Source organism: Streptomyces sp. NPDC033845 (assembly GCF_055576225.1).
In genome coordinates this window covers 230780-249018 of record NZ_JBVIRI010000001.1, presented here as the reverse complement: position 1 = coordinate 249018, position 18239 = coordinate 230780, and the positions used below count along the sequence as shown (strand labels likewise).

The following is an 18239-nucleotide window of genomic DNA, read 5'->3' as shown; positions in this document are numbered from 1 at the left end:
AAATTTCGCAGAGGGCCAACGTCGTCCCTCGGCTATGCACATATGCCACGACGACGACGGGAGAGCCGATGCGTTCCGCATCCACGCACTCCGCGACCGGCCCCAGCACCACTGCCTGGTCGCCCATGGACGGTCGCCCCGCCCCCCAGGGCATGTACGACCCGCGCAACGAGAAGGACGCCTGCGGCGTCGGCTTCGTGGCGAACCTCACCGGCGAGGCGACCCACACCCTCGTCGAGCAGGCACTGACCGTACTGCGGAACCTCGAACACCGCGGCGCCACCGGATCCGAGCCCGACTCGGGCGACGGCGCCGGCATCCTCTCCCAGGTCCCCGACGCCTTCCTCCGCGAGGTCGCCGGATTCGAGCTCCCCGCGGCCGGCGGCTACGCCGTGGGCATCGCCTTCCTCCCCGCCGACGACACCGCACAGGCCGTCGCCGTGGAGCGCATCGAGGCCATCGCCGCCGAGGAGGACCTCACGGTCCTCGGCTGGCGCGAGGTCCCGGTCACCCCGGACCTGCTCGGCAACGGCGCCCGCGCCACCATGCCGGCCTTCCGCCAGCTGTTCGTCAGCAACGGCAGCACCGGCCTGGAGCTGGACCGCAAGGCGTTCGTGCTGCGCAAGCGCGCCGAACGCGAGGCGGCCACCTACTTCCCGTCGCTCTCCGCCCGCACCATCGTCTACAAGGGCATGCTGACCACCGGCCAGCTTGAGCCCTTCTTCCCGGACCTCTCCGACCGCCGCTTCGCCTCGGCCCTCGCCCTGGTCCACTCGCGCTTCTCCACCAACACCTTCCCGTCCTGGCCGCTGGCCCACCCGTACCGCTTCGTCGCCCACAACGGCGAGATCAACACGGTCAAGGGCAACCGGAACTGGATGAAGGCCCGCGAGTCCCAGCTGGCCTCCGAGCTCTTCGGCGCCGACAAGCTGGAGCGGATCTTCCCGATCTGCACCCCGGACGCCTCCGACTCGGCCTCCTTCGACGAGGTCCTGGAACTCCTCCACCTCGGCGGCCGCTCCCTGCCGCACAGCGTGCTGATGATGATCCCGGAGGCGTGGGAGAACCACACCTCCATGGACCCGGCCCGCCGCGCGTTCTACCAGTACCACGCCACCATGATGGAGCCGTGGGACGGACCGGCCTGCGTCACCTTCACCGACGGCACCCAGGTCGGCGCGGTCCTCGACCGCAACGGCCTGCGCCCCGGCCGCTACTGGGTCACCGACGACGACTTCGTCGTGCTCTCCTCCGAGGTCGGCGTCCTGGACATCGACCCGGCCAAGGTGGTCCGCAAGGGCCGGCTCCAGCCCGGCAAGATGTTCCTCGTCGACACCGCCCAGAAGCGGATCATCGAGGACGACGAGATCAAGGACGCGCTGGCCGCCGAGCAGCCGTACGCGGAATGGCTCGAAGCCGGCGAGATCGAGCTGGAGGACCTCCCGGAGCGCGAGCACGTCGCCTACACCCACGCCTCGGTCACCCGCCGCCAGCAGACCTTCGGCTACACCGAGGAAGAACTCCGCGTCATCCTCGCCCCGATGGCCCGCACCGCCGGCGAGCCCCTCGGCTCGATGGGCACCGACTCGCCGATCGCGGCCCTGTCCGAGCGCCCCCGGCTGCTCTTCGACTACTTCACCCAGCTGTTCGCGCAGGTCACCAACCCGCCGCTGGACGCCATCCGCGAGGAGCTCGTCACCTCGCTGCGCTCCCACATCGGCCCGCAGGCCAACCTGCTGGAGCCGACCGCGGTCTCCTGCCGCAACATCATGCTGCCGTTCCCGGTGATCGACAACGACGAGCTGGCCAAGCTCATCCACATCAACGCCGACGGCGACATGCCCGGCATGAAGGCCGCGACCCTGTCCGGCCTGTACCGGGTCTCCGGCGGCGGCGACGCCCTCGCCGCCCGGATCACCGAGATCCTCGCCGAGGCCGACGCGGCCATCGAGAACGGCGCCCGGCTGATCGTCCTCTCGGACCGCCACTCGGACGCCGAGCACGCGCCGATCCCCTCGCTGCTGCTCACCTCCGCCGTGCACCACCACCTCATCGCCACCAAGCAGCGGACCCAGGTCGGCCTGCTCATCGAGGCCGGCGACGTCCGCGAGGTCCACCACGTCGCGCTGCTCATCGGCTACGGCGCCGCCGCCGTCAACCCGTACCTGGCCATGGAGTCGGTCGAGGACCTGCTGCGCGCCGGCACCTTCCTCGCCGGCCTGGAGCCCGAGCAGGCCATCCGGAACCTGATCTACGCCCTCGGCAAGGGCGTCCTGAAGGTCATGTCCAAGATGGGCATCTCCACCGTCGCCTCCTACCGCGGCGCCCAGGTCTTCGAGGCCGTCGGCCTGAACGAGGAGTTCGTCGGCGCCTACTTCAACGGCACCGCCACCAAGATCGGCGGCGCCGGCCTGGAGGTCATCGCCAAGGAGGTGGCCGCCCGCCACGCCAAGGCCTACCCGGTCTCCGGCATCTCCTCCGCGCACCGCGCCCTGGAGATCGGCGGCGAGTACCAGTGGCGCCGCGAGGGCGAACCGCACCTGTTCGACCCGGAGACGGTCTTCCGCCTCCAGCACGCCACCCGCAACCGCCGGTACGACATCTTCAAGCAGTACACGGACCGGGTGAACGAGCAGTCCGAGCGCCTGATGACGCTCCGCGGCCTGTTCGCGCTGAAGGGCGACCGCCCCGCGATCCCCGTGGACGAGGTCGAGCCGGTCTCCGAGATCGTCAAGCGGTTCTCCACCGGCGCCATGTCCTACGGCTCCATCTCCCGCGAGGCCCACGAGACCCTCGCCATCGCCATGAACCAGCTGGGCGGCAAGTCCAACACCGGTGAGGGCGGCGAGGACCCGGACCGCCTCTACGACCCGGCCCGCCGGTCCTCCATCAAGCAGGTCGCCTCCGGCCGCTTCGGTGTCACCAGCGAGTACCTGGTCAACGCGGACGACATCCAGATCAAGATGGCGCAGGGCGCCAAGCCCGGCGAGGGCGGCCAGCTGCCCGGCCACAAGGTCTACCCGTGGGTCGCCAAGACCCGGCACTCCACCCCGGGCGTCGGCCTGATCTCCCCGCCGCCGCACCACGACATCTACTCCATCGAGGATCTGGCCCAGCTGATCCACGACCTCAAGAACGCCAACCCGGTCGCGCGCATCCACGTGAAGCTCGTCTCCGAGGTCGGCGTCGGCACCGTCGCCGCCGGCGTCTCCAAGGCGCACGCCGACGTGGTCCTGATCTCCGGCCACGACGGCGGCACCGGCGCCTCCCCGCTCACCTCGCTCAAGCACGCGGGCGGCCCCTGGGAGCTCGGCCTGGCCGAGACCCAGCAGACCCTGCTGCTCAACGGGCTGCGCGACCGGATCGTCGTCCAGACCGACGGCCAGCTCAAGACCGGCCGCGACGTGGTCATCGCCGCGCTGCTCGGCGCCGAGGAGTTCGGTTTCGCGACCGCGCCGCTCGTCGTCTCCGGCTGCGTCATGATGCGGGTCTGCCACCTGGACACCTGCCCGGTCGGCATCGCCACCCAGAACCCGGTGCTCCGCGACCGGTTCTCCGGCAAGCCCGAGTTCGTCGTCAACTTCTTCGAGTTCATCGCCGAAGAGGTCCGCGAGCTCCTCGCCGAGCTGGGCTTCCGCACCATCGAGGAGGCCGTCGGCCACGCCGAACTCCTCGACACCAGCGCCGCCGTCACCCACTGGAAGGCCCAGGGCCTGGACCTGGAACCGCTGTTCCACGTGCCGGACCTGCCCGAGGGCGCGGTCCGCCACGCGCTGATCGCCCAGGACCACGGTCTGGAGAAGGCCCTCGACAACGAGCTGATCGAGCTCGCCTCCGAGGCCCTGAACGCCACCACCGCGGAAGCCGCCCAGCCGGTCCGCGCCCAGGTCGCGATCCGCAACATCAACCGGACCGTCGGCACCATGCTCGGCCACGAGGTCACCAAGCGGTTCGGCGGTGCGGGCCTGCCCGACAACACCGTCGACCTGACCTTCACCGGCAGCGCCGGCCAGTCCTTCGGCGCCTTCATCCCGAACGGGGTGACCCTCCGTCTGGAGGGCGACGCCAACGACTACGTCGGCAAGGGCCTCTCCGGCGGCCGGATCGTGGTCCGCCCCGACCGCGGCGCCGACCACCTGGCGGAGTACTCCACCATCGCCGGCAACACCATCGGCTACGGCGCCACCGGCGGCGAGATGTTCCTCCGCGGCCGCACCGGCGAACGCTTCTGCGTCCGCAACTCCGGCGCCCTGGTCGTCTCGGAGGGCGTGGGCGACCACGGCTGCGAGTACATGACCGGCGGCACCGCGGTGGTCCTCGGCGAGACCGGCCGGAACTTCGCGGCCGGCATGTCGGGCGGCGTCGCGTACGTCATCGACCTCGACACCCACAACGTCAACTCCGGCAACCTCGACGCGGTCGAGAACCTGTCGCCGGAGGACGCCCGGTGGCTGCACGACGTGGTGCGCCGCCACGAGGAGGAGACCGGCTCGACCGTGGCCGCGAAGCTCCTCGCTGACTGGTCCGTCTCGGTGGACCGCTTCAGCAAGATCATCCCGACCACGTACAAGGCAGTGCTCGCCGCCAAGGACGCCGCTGAGCGGGCCGGACTCTCGGAGTCCGAGACCACCGAGAAGATGATGGAGGCGGCGACCCATGGCTGACCCGAAGGGCTTCCTCACCACCCCCCGGCAGACCGCCTGCTCCCGTCCCGTCGCGGAGCGCCTCAAGGACTGGAACGAGGTCTACGTTCCCGGTTCGCTGCTGCCGATCGTCAGCGAGCAGGCCGGCCGCTGCATGGACTGCGGCATCCCGTTCTGCCACAACGGCTGCCCGCTCGGGAACCTGATCCCCGAGTGGAACGACTTCGCCTTCCGCGACGACTGGAGCGCCGCCTCCGAGCGGCTGCACGCCACCAACAACTTCCCGGAGTTCACCGGGCGGCTGTGCCCGGCCCCCTGCGAGTCGGCGTGCGTGCTCGGCATCAACCAGCCGGCCGTCACCATCAAGAACGTCGAAGTCTCGATCATCGACAAGGCCTGGGACAACGGGGACGTCGTCCCGCAGGTCCCGGAGCGCCTCTCCGGCAAGACCGTGGCCGTCATCGGCTCCGGCCCGGCCGGTCTGGCCGCCGCCCAGCAGCTGACCCGGGCCGGCCACACCGTGGTCGTGTACGAGCGCGCGGACCGCATCGGCGGCCTGCTCCGCTACGGCATCCCCGAGTTCAAGATGGAGAAGGTGCACATCAACCGCCGCATCGAGCAGATGCGCGCGGAGGGCACCAGGTTCCGCACCGGCATCGAGGTCGGCCGCGACATCACGGCCGGCGACCTGCGCAAGCGGTTCGACGCGGTGGTCGTCGCGGCCGGCGCCACGGTCTCCCGCGACCTGCCCGTCCCGGGCCGCGAGCTGAACGGCGTCCACTTCGCCATGGAGTACCTGCCGCTCGCCAACAAGGTGCAGGAGGGCGACTTCGTGGCCCCGCCGATCACCGCCGAGGGCAAGCACGTGGTGGTCATCGGCGGCGGCGACACCGGCGCGGACTGCGTGGGCACCGCCCACCGCCAGGGCGCGCTGTCGGTCACCCAGCTGGAGATCATGCCCCGCCCGTCGGAGGACCGGCCCACCGGCCAGCCCTGGCCGACCTTCCCGATGCTGTACAAGGTCACCTCCGCGCACGAGGAGGGCGGCGAGCGGATCTACTCCGTCTCCACCACCCACTTCGAGGGCGACGAGGACGGCAACGTCCAGGCGCTCCACCTCGTCGAGGTGGAGTTCGTCGACGGCAAGCTCACCCAGAAGCCCGGCACCGAGCGCGTCCTCCCCGCGCAGCTGGTCACCCTGGCCATGGGCTTCACCGGCACCGACCAGGAGAACGGCCTGGTGCAGCAGTTCGGCGTCGAGCTGGACGCCCGCGGCAACATCGGCCGGGACGCCTCCTACGCGACGAACGTCAACGGCGTGTACGTGGCCGGGGACGCGGGCCGCGGCCAGTCCCTGATCGTCTGGGCCATCGCGGAGGGCCGCTCGGCCGCCCGCGGCGTGGACCGCTACCTCACGGGCACCAGCACCCTGCCCTACCCGGTCAAGCCCACGGACCGTTCCCTGACGGTCTGACGGACCCGCACCACCCCCCTCCCCCCGGGGAGGGACCCCTCATACGGCCCGTACAACGGTGTACGGAATCCCGACACGGCGCCCGCCACGTCCCCGACCAGGGGTGGCGGGCGCCGTGGCGCGTACCGGCTAGCGGGCCGGCGGGAGGCCGGCCGCCACCGACGGGGGAACGGGGGACAGCGCGGCCGGGCGGGTGGTGAAGGTGGCGCGGCCCCGGGTGCGGCCGCGCAGCCGGCCGGCGTAGCCGAACAGCTCGGCCAGCGGCACCGCCGCCGTCACCAGGGTGGTCCCGGCCCGGGTGCTGGTGCCCGAGACCCGCCCGCGGCGGGCCGCGAGGTCGCCGAGGACACCGCCGACCGCCTCCTCCGGGACGGTGACCGTCACCTCGGCCACCGGCTCCAGCAGCTGCATCGCGCAGTCCCGCAGCGCCGCCCGCAGCCCGAACCGGCCCGCGGCCCGGAACGCGAGCTCCGAGGAGTCCTTGGGGTGCGTGGACCCGTCGGTGAGCGTGACCCGCAGCCCGGTCACCGGATGGCCGCCCAGCGGGCCCTCCGCCAGCGCGTCCCGGCAGCCCGCCTGCACCGCGCGGACGAACTCCTGCGGCACCCGGCCGCCGGTCACCGCCGAACCGAACACCAGCCCCTCCTCCCCGTCCCCGCCGAGCGGTTCCACGTCCAGCACGATGTGGGCGAACTGGCCCGCACCGCCGTCCTGTTTGACGTGCCGGTACACGGAACCGGACACCCCGCGCAGCACCGTCTCCCGGTAGGAGACCCGCGGCCGCCCGACCACGACCTCCACCCCGTGGGCGCGGCGCACCTTCTCCACCGCGACCTCCAGATGGAGCTCGCCCATCCCCGACAGCAGCACCTGCCCGGTCTCCGGGTCGGTCCGCACCACCAGCGAGGGGTCCTCCTCCACCAGGCGGGCCAGCGCGCCGGCCAGCCGGCCGGTGTCGGTGGCGCGGCGCGCCTCGACCGCAACCGACACCACCGGTTCGGCGGTGGCCGGCGGCTCCAGGACCAGAGGGTCGGACGGGGCGCACAGGGTGGTGCCGGGCCGGGCCGACCGGGGGCCGACCACGGCGACGATGTCACCGGCCACCGCCTCCTCCCGCTCCTCGTGCCGGTCCGCCTGCACCCGCAGGATCCGGGCGATCCGCTCGGTCCGGCCGGTCACCGGGTCCCGCACGGAGTCGCCCTTGCGGACGGTTCCGGCGTACACCCGCAGATAGGTGAGCCGGCCGGTGGCCGTCGCCGTCACCTTGAAGGCCAGGGCGGTGAACGGCGCCGCCGGGTCGGCCGGCCGGTCCGGGTGGACCGGTGGCGGGTCGGCCGGCGAGGGCAGATAGGCGAGGACCGCGTCCAGCAGCGGCTCGACGCCCCGGTTCCGGTACGCCGACCCGCACAGCACCACCACCCCGGCACCGTCCAGGGTCAGCTCGCGCAGTGCCGAGGCCAGTACGGCCTCGCCGAGGCGGCCGGTGGCGCAGTACTCCTCCAGCGCCGCCGGGTGCAGTTCGGCCACCGCCTCCTCCAGGATCCGCCGGCGGCGGGCCGCCTCCGCGAGCAGCCCGGGCGGGACCGGTCCGGTGACGCACCGGCCGGAGTCCGCCGGCCAGCGCAGCTCCCGCATCCGGAGCAGGTCCACCACACCGGTGAACCCGTCCTCGCGGCCCACCGGCAGCTGCACCACCAGCGGGACGGCGCCCAGCCGGTCCCGGATCGAGGCGACCGCGGAGTCCAGGTCGGCGCCGGCCCGGTCCAGCTTGTTGACGAAGGCGATCCGGGGCACGCCGTGCCGGTCGGCCTGCCGCCACACCGACTCGCTCTGCGGCTCCACCCCGGCGACCGCGTCGAACACGGCGACCGCCCCGTCCAGCACCCGCAGGGAGCGTTCGACCTCGTCGGCGAAGTCCACGTGCCCCGGGGTGTCGATCAGGTTGATCCGGTGCCCGTCCCAGGCGCAGCTGACGGCCGCGGCGAAGATGGTGATGCCGCGGTCGCGCTCCTGCGGGTCGAAGTCGGTGACGGTGGTGCCGTCGTGGACCTCGCCCCGCTTGTGGATGGTTCCGGTGGCGAACAGGACGCGTTCGGTCAGGGTGGTCTTGCCCGCGTCCACATGGGCGAGGATGCCGAGGTTGCGGACGGCGGTGAGGGCGGGGTTCTGGTGGCTGCGCATGGCCGGAGGCCTTTCGAACGGTGAGGTTCAGGGCAGCGCGATTCCCGGACGGACCGGAGGCCGGAGGACGGCCCGGATCACCTCGCGGGCGTGCGGTGGCGGGCGCGCAGCGGACACCGCGCGGCACGGGACACCCGGATCACGTCGTACCGGACCGGGGGAACGACGACTGCGGCGGCCGTGTGGTGACGGTGCGTCATCGCGTTCCCCTCTTCTCGTCGTCGGTGCTCGGCCCGGCGAGTGTACGGAGCGGGAACGGGCGGAGGCACCTGCTTTTCCGGGATGGCCGGGCGGGGTCCGGTGCTGCCACCATGGCGGGCGGGGGACGGTCCGGTCCGTCCACAGGGGAGAGGACGCGCTCGTGCGAGGTTCCAGCAAGGCCGGTGTGGCGGGAGTCGTGGCGGCGGGCTTACTCGCCCTCGCGGGATGCTCGGGGGAGGCGGAGCCCCCGGCGGCCACCGGGCAGCCCTCCGGCCTGGTCGTGTACACCCCGGCACCCTCCCGGGCCACCGCCTCCGGGGCGTCCGGCCCGACGGCCACCCCGTCCGCCCCCGACTGCGTGAAGACGGCCGCCAAGAGCGAGACCGAGCTGCTCACCTATCTGAAGAGGCTGAAGAGCGCCAGCGGTTCCTACGGCAGCAAGGGGCTCACCGTGGACGGCGACGGGGTGCGGTTCCAGCCCGAGGCCACCGACCGGCCCTGCACCCCGCTGAAACTGCGGCTCACCCGGTTCTGGGTGGACTTCGAGGAGGAGCGGCGGCCGCTGCGGCCCAGCGGATCACCGGTCCGCTACAGCTTCCGGTACGTGCCGAACGGCACCAAGGCGCTGTCCGTCGGCCCCGCCGACCAGGAGGTGCCCGGCAGCCGGCCCCCCGAGTCCGCGCCCTGCCGGGGCTCGCTGTCCGTGGTCCACCTCGGCGAGCCGCCGGCCCAGGAGGAGCTGCCGTACAGCCTGGAGTTCCCGACCGTCTTCTCACCCGAGAACCGGGGGGCCATGCCGGTGGAGCTCAAGGTCGACCGGGCCGTGGTCTCGGTCATGGTCCCGCCGAGCGTCCCGACGGGCTGCGAGGCCCCGTGAGCACCGCCGCCGCTCTGCCGGACGCGCGGACACCGGGTTCACTCGTGCGGGTCCGGCACCGGCGCCGCGCGGACTGGAGCGGGTAGGCCGTACGGTCCAACCGGGCGGCCCCGCAGAGCGGTTGGGCGGGCCCCGGTCTGGTACCCACTGGGGCATGCTGTCTCGGATTCTGCTGGGTCCCCTGCTCGGGGCCGTCTCGCTGGCCTCCGTGGCCCTCGCCCCGCCCGCCGCCTCCACCACCCCGGCCGTGCCTGCCGACCAGGCCGAACAGCCCGTGGAGTACCAGGGGATGCGGCTCACCGTCCCCGCACACTGGCGGATCGTCGACCTCGACCGCACCCCCGGCGCCTGCCTCCGGCTGGACCTGCCGACCCTCTACCTCGGGCACGCCGGCGACCAGCGCGAATGCGCCGGCCGGGCCGCCGCCGCCCGCGCCGACACCCTCCACCTGGAGCCGCTGGCCGGGGCCCCGGACCGCGCCGACATCCCCACCGTGGCCGTCCCGCTGGGCACCGCCCCGCCCTCCGCCGCCCCACGCGGCGACAGCAACGAGATCCGCTACGCGCTGGCCCAGGCCGGGGTGATGGCCACCGTCTCCTACGGGGCCACCCCGGCCGCGGTCCGCCGGGTGATGGAAGGCGCCCGGACCGGAGCCGCCCCCCGGCCCGTGGTCCCGCCGGTGACCCCGGTGGCCACCGGCGCGGTCGCCATGCGGACCTCCTACCGGGGCGAGGGCTTCGACACCTGCACCGCCCCCGCCCAGGACGCCATGGACCGCTGGTGGCGCGATTCCCCCTTCAAGGCCGTCGGCATCTACATCGGCGGGCCGGCCCGGGCCTGCGCCCAGCCCCGGCTGACCGCCGAGTGGGTCCGCGAGCAGGCCGGCACCGGCTGGCACCTGATGCCGATCTGGGTGGGCCCGCAGCCCTGGCGGAGCTCCTCCACCGGCCTGTCCACCGACCCGGAGGACGCCTCCGCGCAGGGCCGCACCGCCGCCGACGGCGCGGTGGCGGCCGCCCGCCGGCTGGGCCTGGGCCGGGGCACCGTGCTCTACAACGACCTGGAGAACTACTCCGACCGCACCACCTGGGACGCCCCGGTGGTCTCCTATCTGATCGCCTGGACCGAGCGGCTCCACGAGCTGGGCCACCGCTCCGGGGTGTACGTGTCGGCGAGCTCCGGGGTGAAGGCGCTGAGCCGCTTCCACGACCAGGTGCCCGGCTCCATGCCCGACGTCCTGTGGGCGGCGGCCTGGAACCGGCGGGCCTCGGTGACCGACGCCGACATGGGCCTGCCGGCCGGCACCGCCCAGTGGACCGGCGGCCGCCGGGCCCACCAGTTCCGCGGGGACCACGACGCGAGCTACGGCGGCACCACCCTGAACATCGACCGCAACTGGCTCGACGTGGCCCCCGCCCCGGCCCCGGCCCCGGCACCGGGCCCGGCCCCGGCCCCGGCCCCGGTTCCGGCCGGGGGCTGATCGCCCCGCCCCGGCCCGCCCGCCCTTCCGTCCGTACGCCAGTACGCCAGTACGCCAGTACGCCCATACGGCGGTCAGTCCTGGCGCGGCGGTTCGTCGTCGTTGCCCCGGCGCAGGGTGCGCAGCCCGCGCGCCGGGGTCCAGGACCGGACGACCAGGTCCTCCCCCTCGACCCAGATCCGCACCACCTCGGACAGCTCGGTCCGGAACAGGTGGAAGGGGTGCTCGGTGCCGGTCTCCTCGGCGAACCGGTGCTGCTCCGGCGGGTCGACGACCTCGACGGCCCGCCCGGAGATCCGTACGTCCCCGTCCGGCATGCTGTCGTCCGGGCCCGGGTTGGTGTGCAGCGCGAACCGGGGGTCGTGCCGCAGGTCCTGTGCCTTCCGGGAGCCCGGCATCATCCCGAGCCACAGTTCCCCGCCGCGGAACTCGGTGTTCAACCCGGCCACCCGGGGGGAGCCGTCCTTGCGGAGGGTGGCCAGCACATGGTGCGGGTACTGCGCGAAGCGGGCCCGGACGGTCTCCGCGAACTCCGGTTCCGCCTGCTCGAACGCTGCCCAGTTGTTCGTCGTCATGACGGACATCCAAACATCAGCCCCGGGCCCCGGCCGTGTAGGACAGCTCGGCCGCGAGCCGCGCCCGGTGTCCGGCCGGGGAGCCGAACAGCCGGGCCGTGCCGTGTGCCCGTTTGAAGAACCGGTGGGCCTCGTGCTCCCAGGTGACGCCGATCCCGCCGTGCAGCTGGATCATCTCGCCCGCGACCATGGCGAAGGCCTCGGGGCAGGCCGATCCGGCGGCCGCCGCCAGCCGGGCCGGGGCGTCCGCGGCGGCCGCCGCGAGGGCCAGCGACCGGGCCGACTCCACCGCCGCGTACATGTCGGCGAGCCGGTGCTTGACCGCCTGGAAGGAGCCGATGGGCCGGCCGAACTGCACCCGGTCCCGGGCGTACCGGACGGTCAGCTCCAGGGCCCGGCCGGCCGCCCCGGCCGCTTCCGCGGCGAGCACGGTGAGCGCCGTGTCCCGGACCCGCTCCAGGACGGCCCGGCCGTCGGCGGCGAGCAGCCGGGCGGGCGTCCGGTCCAGCACCAGACCGGCCAGCGGCCGGGTTTCGTCCAGGGTCTGGCGGGCCGTCAGTTCAATTGCGGGTGTGGTGAGTTCGTAGAGGGCGAGCGGGCCGTCCAGTGGGCGGGCCAGCACCAGCAGCACCTCGGGGGCGGCCGGCCCGGAGGGCGCCAGCAGGTACTCCTTCCGGCCGCTGAGCAGCCAGCCGTCGCCGCCCGCCGGATCCGGCTCGGCCCGGGCGCGCAGCGCGGCCGGCTCCCAGCCGTCCCGTTCGGCCCAGGCCAGGGCGCCCACCGCGGTGCCCGCGGCCAGTCCCGGCAGCAGCCGCCGGCAGGCGTCCGGATCGCCCGAGGCCAGCAGGGCCCCCACGGTCAGCACCGCCGAGCCGAGGAACGGTACGGGGCTCAGCGCACGGCCCAGCTCGGCCGCGACCACGGCCGTCTCGGGCAGGCCGGCGCCTGGGCCCCCGTACTCCTCCGGCACCGCCAGGCCCGCCGCGCCGATCTGCCCGGTGAGCGGGACCCAGGCCGCCGGTCCGGGGTGCCGGTCCAGGACCGCCCGTACCGCGACCGCCAACTCCTGCTGCTCCCGGGTGGGTTCCAGCGTGTCCAGGTCGACGTTCCCGGTCATCGGGACTCCTCCCGCGCGGCCCGGCGCAGCCCGGCCTTCAGCAGTTTGCCGCCCGCGTTGCGGGGGAGTTCGGGCAGTTCGGTGAACCGCCGGGGCACCTTGAAGTTGGCCAGCCGCTCCCGGGTCCACTCGGTCAGCTCTGCGCCGGTGACCGGGGCGCGGGTGACCACGAAGGCGGCGCCCACCTCGCCGAGGCGTTCGTCGGGGGCCCCGACCACGGCCGCGTCCACGATCGCCGGATGGGCCAGCAGCACGTTCTCCACCTCGGCCGGATAGGCGTTGAAACCTCCCACCACGTACATGTCCTTCAGCCGGTCGGTGATCGACAGATAGCCGCGGTGGTCGAGCACCCCCACGTCCCCGGTGCGCAGCCAGCCGTCGGGCAGGACGGCCTCGGCGGTGGCGGCCGGGTCGTCGAGGTATCCGCCGGTCACGTGGTAGCCGCGGACCTGGACCTCGCCGGGCTCCCCGGCGGGCAGTACCGCCCCGAGCGGGGAGACGATCCGGACCTCCGTGTCCGGCAGGGGTCGACCCACGGTGTGGGCGACGGTCCAGGCGTCCGCGTCGGTCGGGCAGACCGTCACCACCCCGCCGGACTCGGTCAGTCCGTACGCGGTGAATACCTCGGGTGCGCCCAGGTCCGCGCGGATCCGCTCGACCAGCGAGGTCGGGACGGCGGCGGCGCCGGTGCCGGCCAGCCGCAGCGCGCCCAGGTCGTGGCGGGTCCGGTCCGGGTGCCGGAGCAGGCCGTGGAAGACGGTGGGCGGGCCCATCAGGCAGCTGACCCGTTCGGCGGCCATCCGGGCCAGGATCCGGTCGGTGTCGTAGACCGCCTCCGGCAGCATCACGGCCCCGCGCAGCAGGCAGGCCAGTACTCCGGCTTTGTAGCCAAAGGTGTGGAAGAAGGGGTTGACCAGCAGATAGCGGTCGCCGGTGCGCAGGGTGACCAGGTCCGACCAGGAGTCGTAGAGGCGGAGGGTCTGCGCGTGGGTGGTCGTCACCCCCTTGGGGCGGCCGGTGGTGCCGGAGGTGTAGAGGATGTCGCTGAGGTCCTCGGGGCGTACGGCGGCCTGCCGGGCCAGCCGCTCGCCTTCGGTGGCCCGCTCCCCGGCGGCGAGCCAGTCCTCCCAGCGGTGGATTCCGGGGCCGGGGCCGGAGTCGGGTTGCGCGGCGGGGCCGCGCAGGACCACGGTGGCGGTGAGCGCGCCCAGGTCCTCGCCGGAGCCGTACAGGCCGGCGATGTGGTCGGTGCCGAGGAAGCCGCGTTCGGCGAACAGGGTGCGGGCCCCGCTGCGCCGGATGATGTCGGCGGCCTCGGCGGGTTTGTAGCGGGTGTTGACCGGGACGAGGACGGCTCCGACGGCCACCGCGCCGAGCGCGGCGGTGATCCAGTGGCGGCTGTTGGGGGCCCAGACGGCGACCCGGTCGCCGGGGCGGATGCCGTGGGCGAGGGCCGCGCGGGCGGCGCGGGCGGTTTCGGCGGCCAGTCGGGCGAAGGTCCAGCGGACCTCGCCGTCGGCGAGCGCCTCCAGCTCTCCGTACGCGGCGGCCGCGTGGTCCGGGAGCCGGGCGAGGGTGGTGGGGCGGGGCACCTGCTGCGGGGTGGTCACCGGATCTCTCCCTACTTGACGGCCGGGCGTGGGCGGTATCCAATCACAGGTGTTTCGGTTAGGCATATACCTAGTAGGAATATTCAGGGAGGTCCCATGTCGACCGCGCCAACCGCCCCGTCCACGCCGCCCGCACCGCCCGCCCCGCTCGCACCGCCCGCGGCCACCCCGTCGGTGTCCGCCGATGCGCTGAAGGCGGCCCTGTCCAGCTTCTGCACCGGGGTCGCCGTGATCACGGCATGCCGGGAGGACGGCCGTCCCGTGGGAATGGCCGTGCAGTCCTTCTCCTCGGTGTCCCTGGATCCGCCGCTGGTCTGCTTCTGCCCCGGGCACACCTCGACCAGCTGGCCGCTGATCCGGGCGGCCGGCTCCTTCGCCGTCAACGTCCTGGCGGCCGAACAGGTGGAGCTGTGCCGGCGGTTCGCCGTCACCGGCGGGGACAAGTTCCGCGGGGTCTCCTGGCGGCCCGGCGCCGCCGGGGCGCCGCTGCTGGACGGGGCCCTGGCCGTGGTCGAGTGCGCGCCGGCGGGGGTCCTGGACGGGGGCGACCACGCCATCGTGCTGGGCCGGGTCACCGCCCTGGCCGTGCGGGGCGGGGGCCGCCCGCTGCTCTACTACCGGCGCTCCTACGGGAGTCTGCCGAGCTCCTCGATGTCGGCGAGCATGGCGGCCGCCAGGTCCCGCTCGGAGGCGTAGTAGCGCTCGGCCCACTTCAGGGTGAGCGAGGGGTAGGCCCAGGAGGCCTCCTCCCGGGCGCCCTCCGCGTCGGCCACCGCCCGGAGGCGCATCTTCTCGGCGAACTCCTGGTGCTGGAGCAGGACTTCGCGCATCTGGCCGGGTTCCAGCAGATGGCCCAGCCAGAGCCGGAGCATCGGCCCGTGCTTGAGGACCGGCGGGTCCACGGGGGCCTCGCGGGCCCAGGTGCGGACGGCTTCCAGGCCCTCGGGGGTGATCCGGTAGACCCGCTTGTCGCGGGTGCCGGTCTCCTGGGCGACCATCCGGGAGGAGGCGTAGCCGGCCTTCTCCAGGCGCTTGAGCTCGCTGTAGATCTGGCTGAAGGACGGGCTCCAGTAGAAGAACCGCAGGGACCAGTCCGACCACTTCTTGAGGTCGTAGCCGGAGAGCTCCTCGCCGAAGGAGAGCAGCCCGAGCACCGCCCAGCTGGTCGCGGGGAGCGCGCGCTTGTTCGTCTCTTCTGCCACGGCGGCAGTCTACGGCCGGAGTCCCGGGTGCCCCTTCCCCCGACTGACTATGACTGCTAGAAGTATTCCTATTCGAAATAACTCAGCCCTCACCAGCCCGGAGGTTCCCGTGAAGTTCTCGATGATCTTCGAGGCGCAGCTGGCCGACCCGACCCCCGAACGGGAGCGCCAGGTCATCCACGACTGCGTCGAACAGGCCGTCTACGCCGAGGAGATGGGATTCGACCGGATCTGGGCGGTGGAACACCACGCGCTCACCCGGTACGCCCACATGTCCGCCTCGGAGGTCTTCCTGACCTGGGTGGCCGCCCGCACCCGCAGGATCCGCATCGGCCACGGCGTGGTCACCATGCCCTTCGGCTACCAGCACCCCGTCCGGGTCGCCGAACGCGCCGCCATGCTCGACGTGCTCTCCGGCGGCCGGGTGGACATCGGCGCCGGCCGGGGCGCCACCCGCCAGGAGATGTCCATGTACGGGGTCCGCCCCGAGGACACCTATCCGCAGATGGAGGAGGCCCTGCGGATCTTCTCCGCCGCCTGGCGGGAGGAGCGCCTGGAGTGGCACGGCAGCATCGACATCGGCCCCGGCGCCGTCCTGCCCCGCCCGGTCCAGGACCCGCACCCGCCGCTGTTCATGGCCTGCTCCAGGCACGAGACCCTGAAACTGGCCGCCGAACTCGGCATCGGCGCCCTGGTGATGGGCTTCGCCGGCGCCGACGACGTCCGCGCCATGCGCAAGGTGTACGACGAGGCCATCGCCACCCGCACCGGCGACCGGCTGGTCTCCACCGAGGTCAACGACCACCTCTCGGCCCTCTGCCCCACCATCGTGCTCGACGACGCCGACCGCGCCCTCCGCCTCGGCACCCGGGGCCAGCGCTTCTTCGCCGAGTCCATCGCCCACTGGTACGGCAACGGGCCCGAACCCACGGGCCACTCCGAGGAGGAGGGGGCCGAGGACCACATCGCCGCCCTCGCCAGGGGCCGCGAGGAACTCGTCGCCCGGCTCCACGAGGCCAGCGTCCCCGCCCGCCCCGTGGACACCGGCACCTACAACGCCGACCATGCCTACGGCAGCGCCGAGACCGCCATCGCCTATGTGCAACAGCTCCGCGAGATCGGTGTCGACGAGGTGATGTGCCTGATCCAGATGGGCACCGTTCCGCAGGAGGCCTGTATGGAGACCATCCGCCAGTGGGGCGAGAAGGTCATCCCGCACTTCCGCGCCCTGGAGGGCTGAACCGTGACCGCACCCGAGGGCGGGCTCGACGGCAAGGTGGCCCTGATCACCGGCGGCGGCCGGGGCCAGGGGGCGGCCGAGGCCCGGCTCTGCGCCGCGGCCGGGGCCCGGGTCGTGATCACCGACGTACGGGAGGAGGAGGGGCGGGCGCTGGCCGCGGAGCTCGCCGGCCAGGGGCTGTTCGTCCGCCACGACGTCACCGACGAGCAGGGCTGGACGGAGGTGGTGCGGGCCGCCGTGGACGCCTTCGGGACCATCTCCGCCCTGGTCAACAACGCGGCGCTGTGGCGCACCGCGCACGTGGAGGAGCAGTCCAGGGAGGGCTTCGAGGCCCTGCTCCAGGTCAATCTGGTCGGGCCGTTCCTCGGCATCCGGGCGGTGGCCCCGGTGCTGCGCGCGGGCGGCGGCGGCTCGGTCGTCAACATCTCCTCCACCGCCGGACTGGTCGGCATCCGGGGCCACGCGGCCTACGGGGCCAGCAAGTTCGGGCTGCGCGGGCTGACCCGGTCGGCCGCCCTGGACCTCGGCCGGGACCGGATCCGGGTCAACTCGGTGCACCCGGGGGCCATCGACACCCCGATGGTGGCGGGAGCGGTGACCGGCCGGGACTGGTCGCACCTGCCGCTGTCCCGGATGGGCCGGCCCGAGGAGGTCGGCGAACTGGTCCTCTTCCTCTGCTCGGACGCCTCCTCCTACATCACCGGCGCGGAGTTCACCGTCGACGGCGGGATGACCACGGCATGAGCGGCCACCGCCCCGACCCGCTGTCCCCGGCGGCCCGCGCCGTCTGCGAGGCGATGGCGGCCGGGTTCCCGCCGCCCGGGGACCCGGCCGCCCTGCGGGCCGCCGCCGACGCCGGGACCGCCGCCCGCCGGCCCGGCCCGCACGTGGCCTCCGTACGCGAGGAGTCCGCCGACGGGGTCCCGGTCCGGGTCTACGACCCGGCCCCCGACCGCCCCGCCGACCGGCTCACCGTGCTGTACTTCCACGGCGGCGGCTGGGTGATGTGCGGCCCCGACACCCACGACACCACCTGCCGCGAACTGGCCTCCCGCACCGGGGCGGTGGTGGTCTCCGCGGACTACCGGCTGGCCCCCGAGCACCCCTGGCCGGCCGCCGCCGACGACGCCCTGACCGTCCTGCTGTGGGCCCGCGCCCGGACCCGCTCGGTGGTGGTCGCCGGGGACTCCAGCGGCGGCAACCTGGCGGCCGTCACCGCCCTGCGCGCCCCCGGACTCCTCACCGGGCAGCTGCTGTTCTACCCGGCCCTGGACGCCGCCCTGGACACCCCCTCGGCCGCCGAGTTCGCCGAGGGGTACTTCCACACCGCCGCGCACATGCGCTGGTACTGGGAGCAGTACGGCGGCGACCCCGGCCACCCGCACGTCTCCCCGCTGCGCGCCCCCGACCCGGCCGGGCAGCCGCCCGCCCTGATCGTCCTCGCCGACTGCGACGTGCTGCGCGACGAGGGCCTGGCACACGGCCGCCGGCTGGCCGCCGCCGGGGTCGACTGCCGGATCTCCCTGCACCCCGGGGTCTTCCACGGCTTCCTCGGCACCCCGCTGCCGGCCGCCCGCGCCGCCCTGGCCACCGCGGCCGACTGGCTCCTCGGCCTCCCGGGCCCGGCCCCCTCCTGACC

Annotated in this window: 13 protein-coding genes; 8 read left to right on the top strand and 5 right to left on the bottom strand. The window is 73.7% G+C overall.

Annotated elements, in window-relative coordinates; all coding sequences use genetic code 11:
- Positions 1–125 precede the first annotated feature (125 nt).
- Positions 126–4664, top strand: coding sequence for a glutamate synthase large subunit (gene gltB, locus ACZ50K_RS01130; protein ID WP_468897141.1), 4539 nt, complete (start codon positions 126–128; stop codon positions 4662–4664).
- Complete coding sequence (locus ACZ50K_RS01125) at positions 4657–6117, top strand: glutamate synthase subunit beta (protein ID WP_468895811.1); 1461 nt, start codon at positions 4657–4659, stop codon at positions 6115–6117. The genes gltB and ACZ50K_RS01125 overlap by 8 nt, the downstream gene beginning before the upstream one ends.
- A 129-nt stretch (positions 6118–6246) precedes the next feature.
- On the opposite strand, the gene fusA is transcribed toward ACZ50K_RS01125, so the two are convergent.
- Positions 6247–8298: an elongation factor G gene (fusA, locus tag ACZ50K_RS01120; protein WP_468895808.1), complete on the bottom strand. Its 2052-nt coding sequence runs from the start codon at positions 8296–8298 to the stop codon at positions 6247–6249.
- 361 nt (positions 8299–8659) lie between these two features.
- Between fusA and ACZ50K_RS01115 the strand changes: the two genes are divergently transcribed.
- Both ACZ50K_RS01115 and ACZ50K_RS01110 read left to right on the top strand, forming a co-directional pair.
- The gene (locus ACZ50K_RS01115) at positions 8660–9376 is read left to right on the top strand and encodes a hypothetical protein (protein ID WP_468895805.1); all 717 of its coding nucleotides are present in this window, start codon (positions 8660–8662) and stop codon (positions 9374–9376) included.
- 154 nt (positions 9377–9530) lie between these two features.
- Complete coding sequence (locus ACZ50K_RS01110) at positions 9531–10856, top strand: DUF1906 domain-containing protein (RefSeq protein ID WP_468895802.1); 1326 nt, start codon at positions 9531–9533, stop codon at positions 10854–10856.
- 74 nt (positions 10857–10930) lie between these two features.
- Here the strand turns inward: ACZ50K_RS01110 and ACZ50K_RS01105 are convergent, their stop codons facing one another.
- From ACZ50K_RS01105 to ACZ50K_RS01095, 3 genes are read right to left on the bottom strand one after another with little or no spacing between them, the layout of a single operon-like run.
- The gene (locus ACZ50K_RS01105) at positions 10931–11431 is read right to left on the bottom strand and encodes a pyridoxamine 5'-phosphate oxidase family protein (RefSeq protein WP_468895799.1); all 501 of its coding nucleotides are present in this window, start codon (positions 11429–11431) and stop codon (positions 10931–10933) included.
- Between the two features lie 16 nt (positions 11432–11447).
- On the bottom strand, positions 11448–12548 hold the full coding sequence (locus ACZ50K_RS01100) for an acyl-CoA dehydrogenase family protein (RefSeq protein WP_468895796.1): 1101 nt from the start codon (positions 12546–12548) through the stop codon (positions 11448–11450).
- Entirely contained in the window at positions 12545–14158 is a 1614-nt protein-coding gene (locus ACZ50K_RS01095; RefSeq protein WP_468895793.1) for a FadD3 family acyl-CoA ligase, read from the bottom strand. The genes ACZ50K_RS01100 and ACZ50K_RS01095 overlap by 4 nt, the downstream gene beginning before the upstream one ends.
- Positions 14159–14254: 96 nt before the next feature.
- Between ACZ50K_RS01095 and ACZ50K_RS01090 the strand changes: the two genes are divergently transcribed.
- Positions 14255–14854, top strand: coding sequence for a flavin reductase family protein (locus ACZ50K_RS01090; protein WP_468895790.1), 600 nt, complete (start codon positions 14255–14257; stop codon positions 14852–14854).
- Here ACZ50K_RS01090 and ACZ50K_RS01085 read toward each other — a convergent pair.
- Entirely contained in the window at positions 14785–15360 is a 576-nt protein-coding gene (locus ACZ50K_RS01085) for a PadR family transcriptional regulator (protein ID WP_468895787.1), read from the bottom strand. The genes ACZ50K_RS01090 and ACZ50K_RS01085 overlap by 70 nt on opposite strands.
- Before the next feature lie 109 nt (positions 15361–15469).
- On the opposite strand from ACZ50K_RS01085, the gene ACZ50K_RS01080 reads away from it, so the two are divergent.
- The 3 genes from ACZ50K_RS01080 to ACZ50K_RS01070 are packed head-to-tail and all read left to right on the top strand — an operon-like array spanning position 15470 to position 18237.
- Complete coding sequence (locus ACZ50K_RS01080) at positions 15470–16600, top strand: LLM class flavin-dependent oxidoreductase (protein WP_468895784.1); 1131 nt, start codon at positions 15470–15472, stop codon at positions 16598–16600.
- Positions 16601–16603: 3 nt separating this feature from the next.
- The gene (locus ACZ50K_RS01075; RefSeq protein ID WP_468895781.1) at positions 16604–17344 is read left to right on the top strand and encodes an SDR family NAD(P)-dependent oxidoreductase; all 741 of its coding nucleotides are present in this window, start codon (positions 16604–16606) and stop codon (positions 17342–17344) included.
- Complete coding sequence (locus ACZ50K_RS01070) at positions 17341–18237, top strand: alpha/beta hydrolase (RefSeq protein WP_468895778.1); 897 nt, start codon at positions 17341–17343, stop codon at positions 18235–18237. Before ACZ50K_RS01075 ends, ACZ50K_RS01070 begins: the two co-directional genes overlap by 4 nt.
- Positions 18238–18239: the final 2 nt, after the last annotated feature.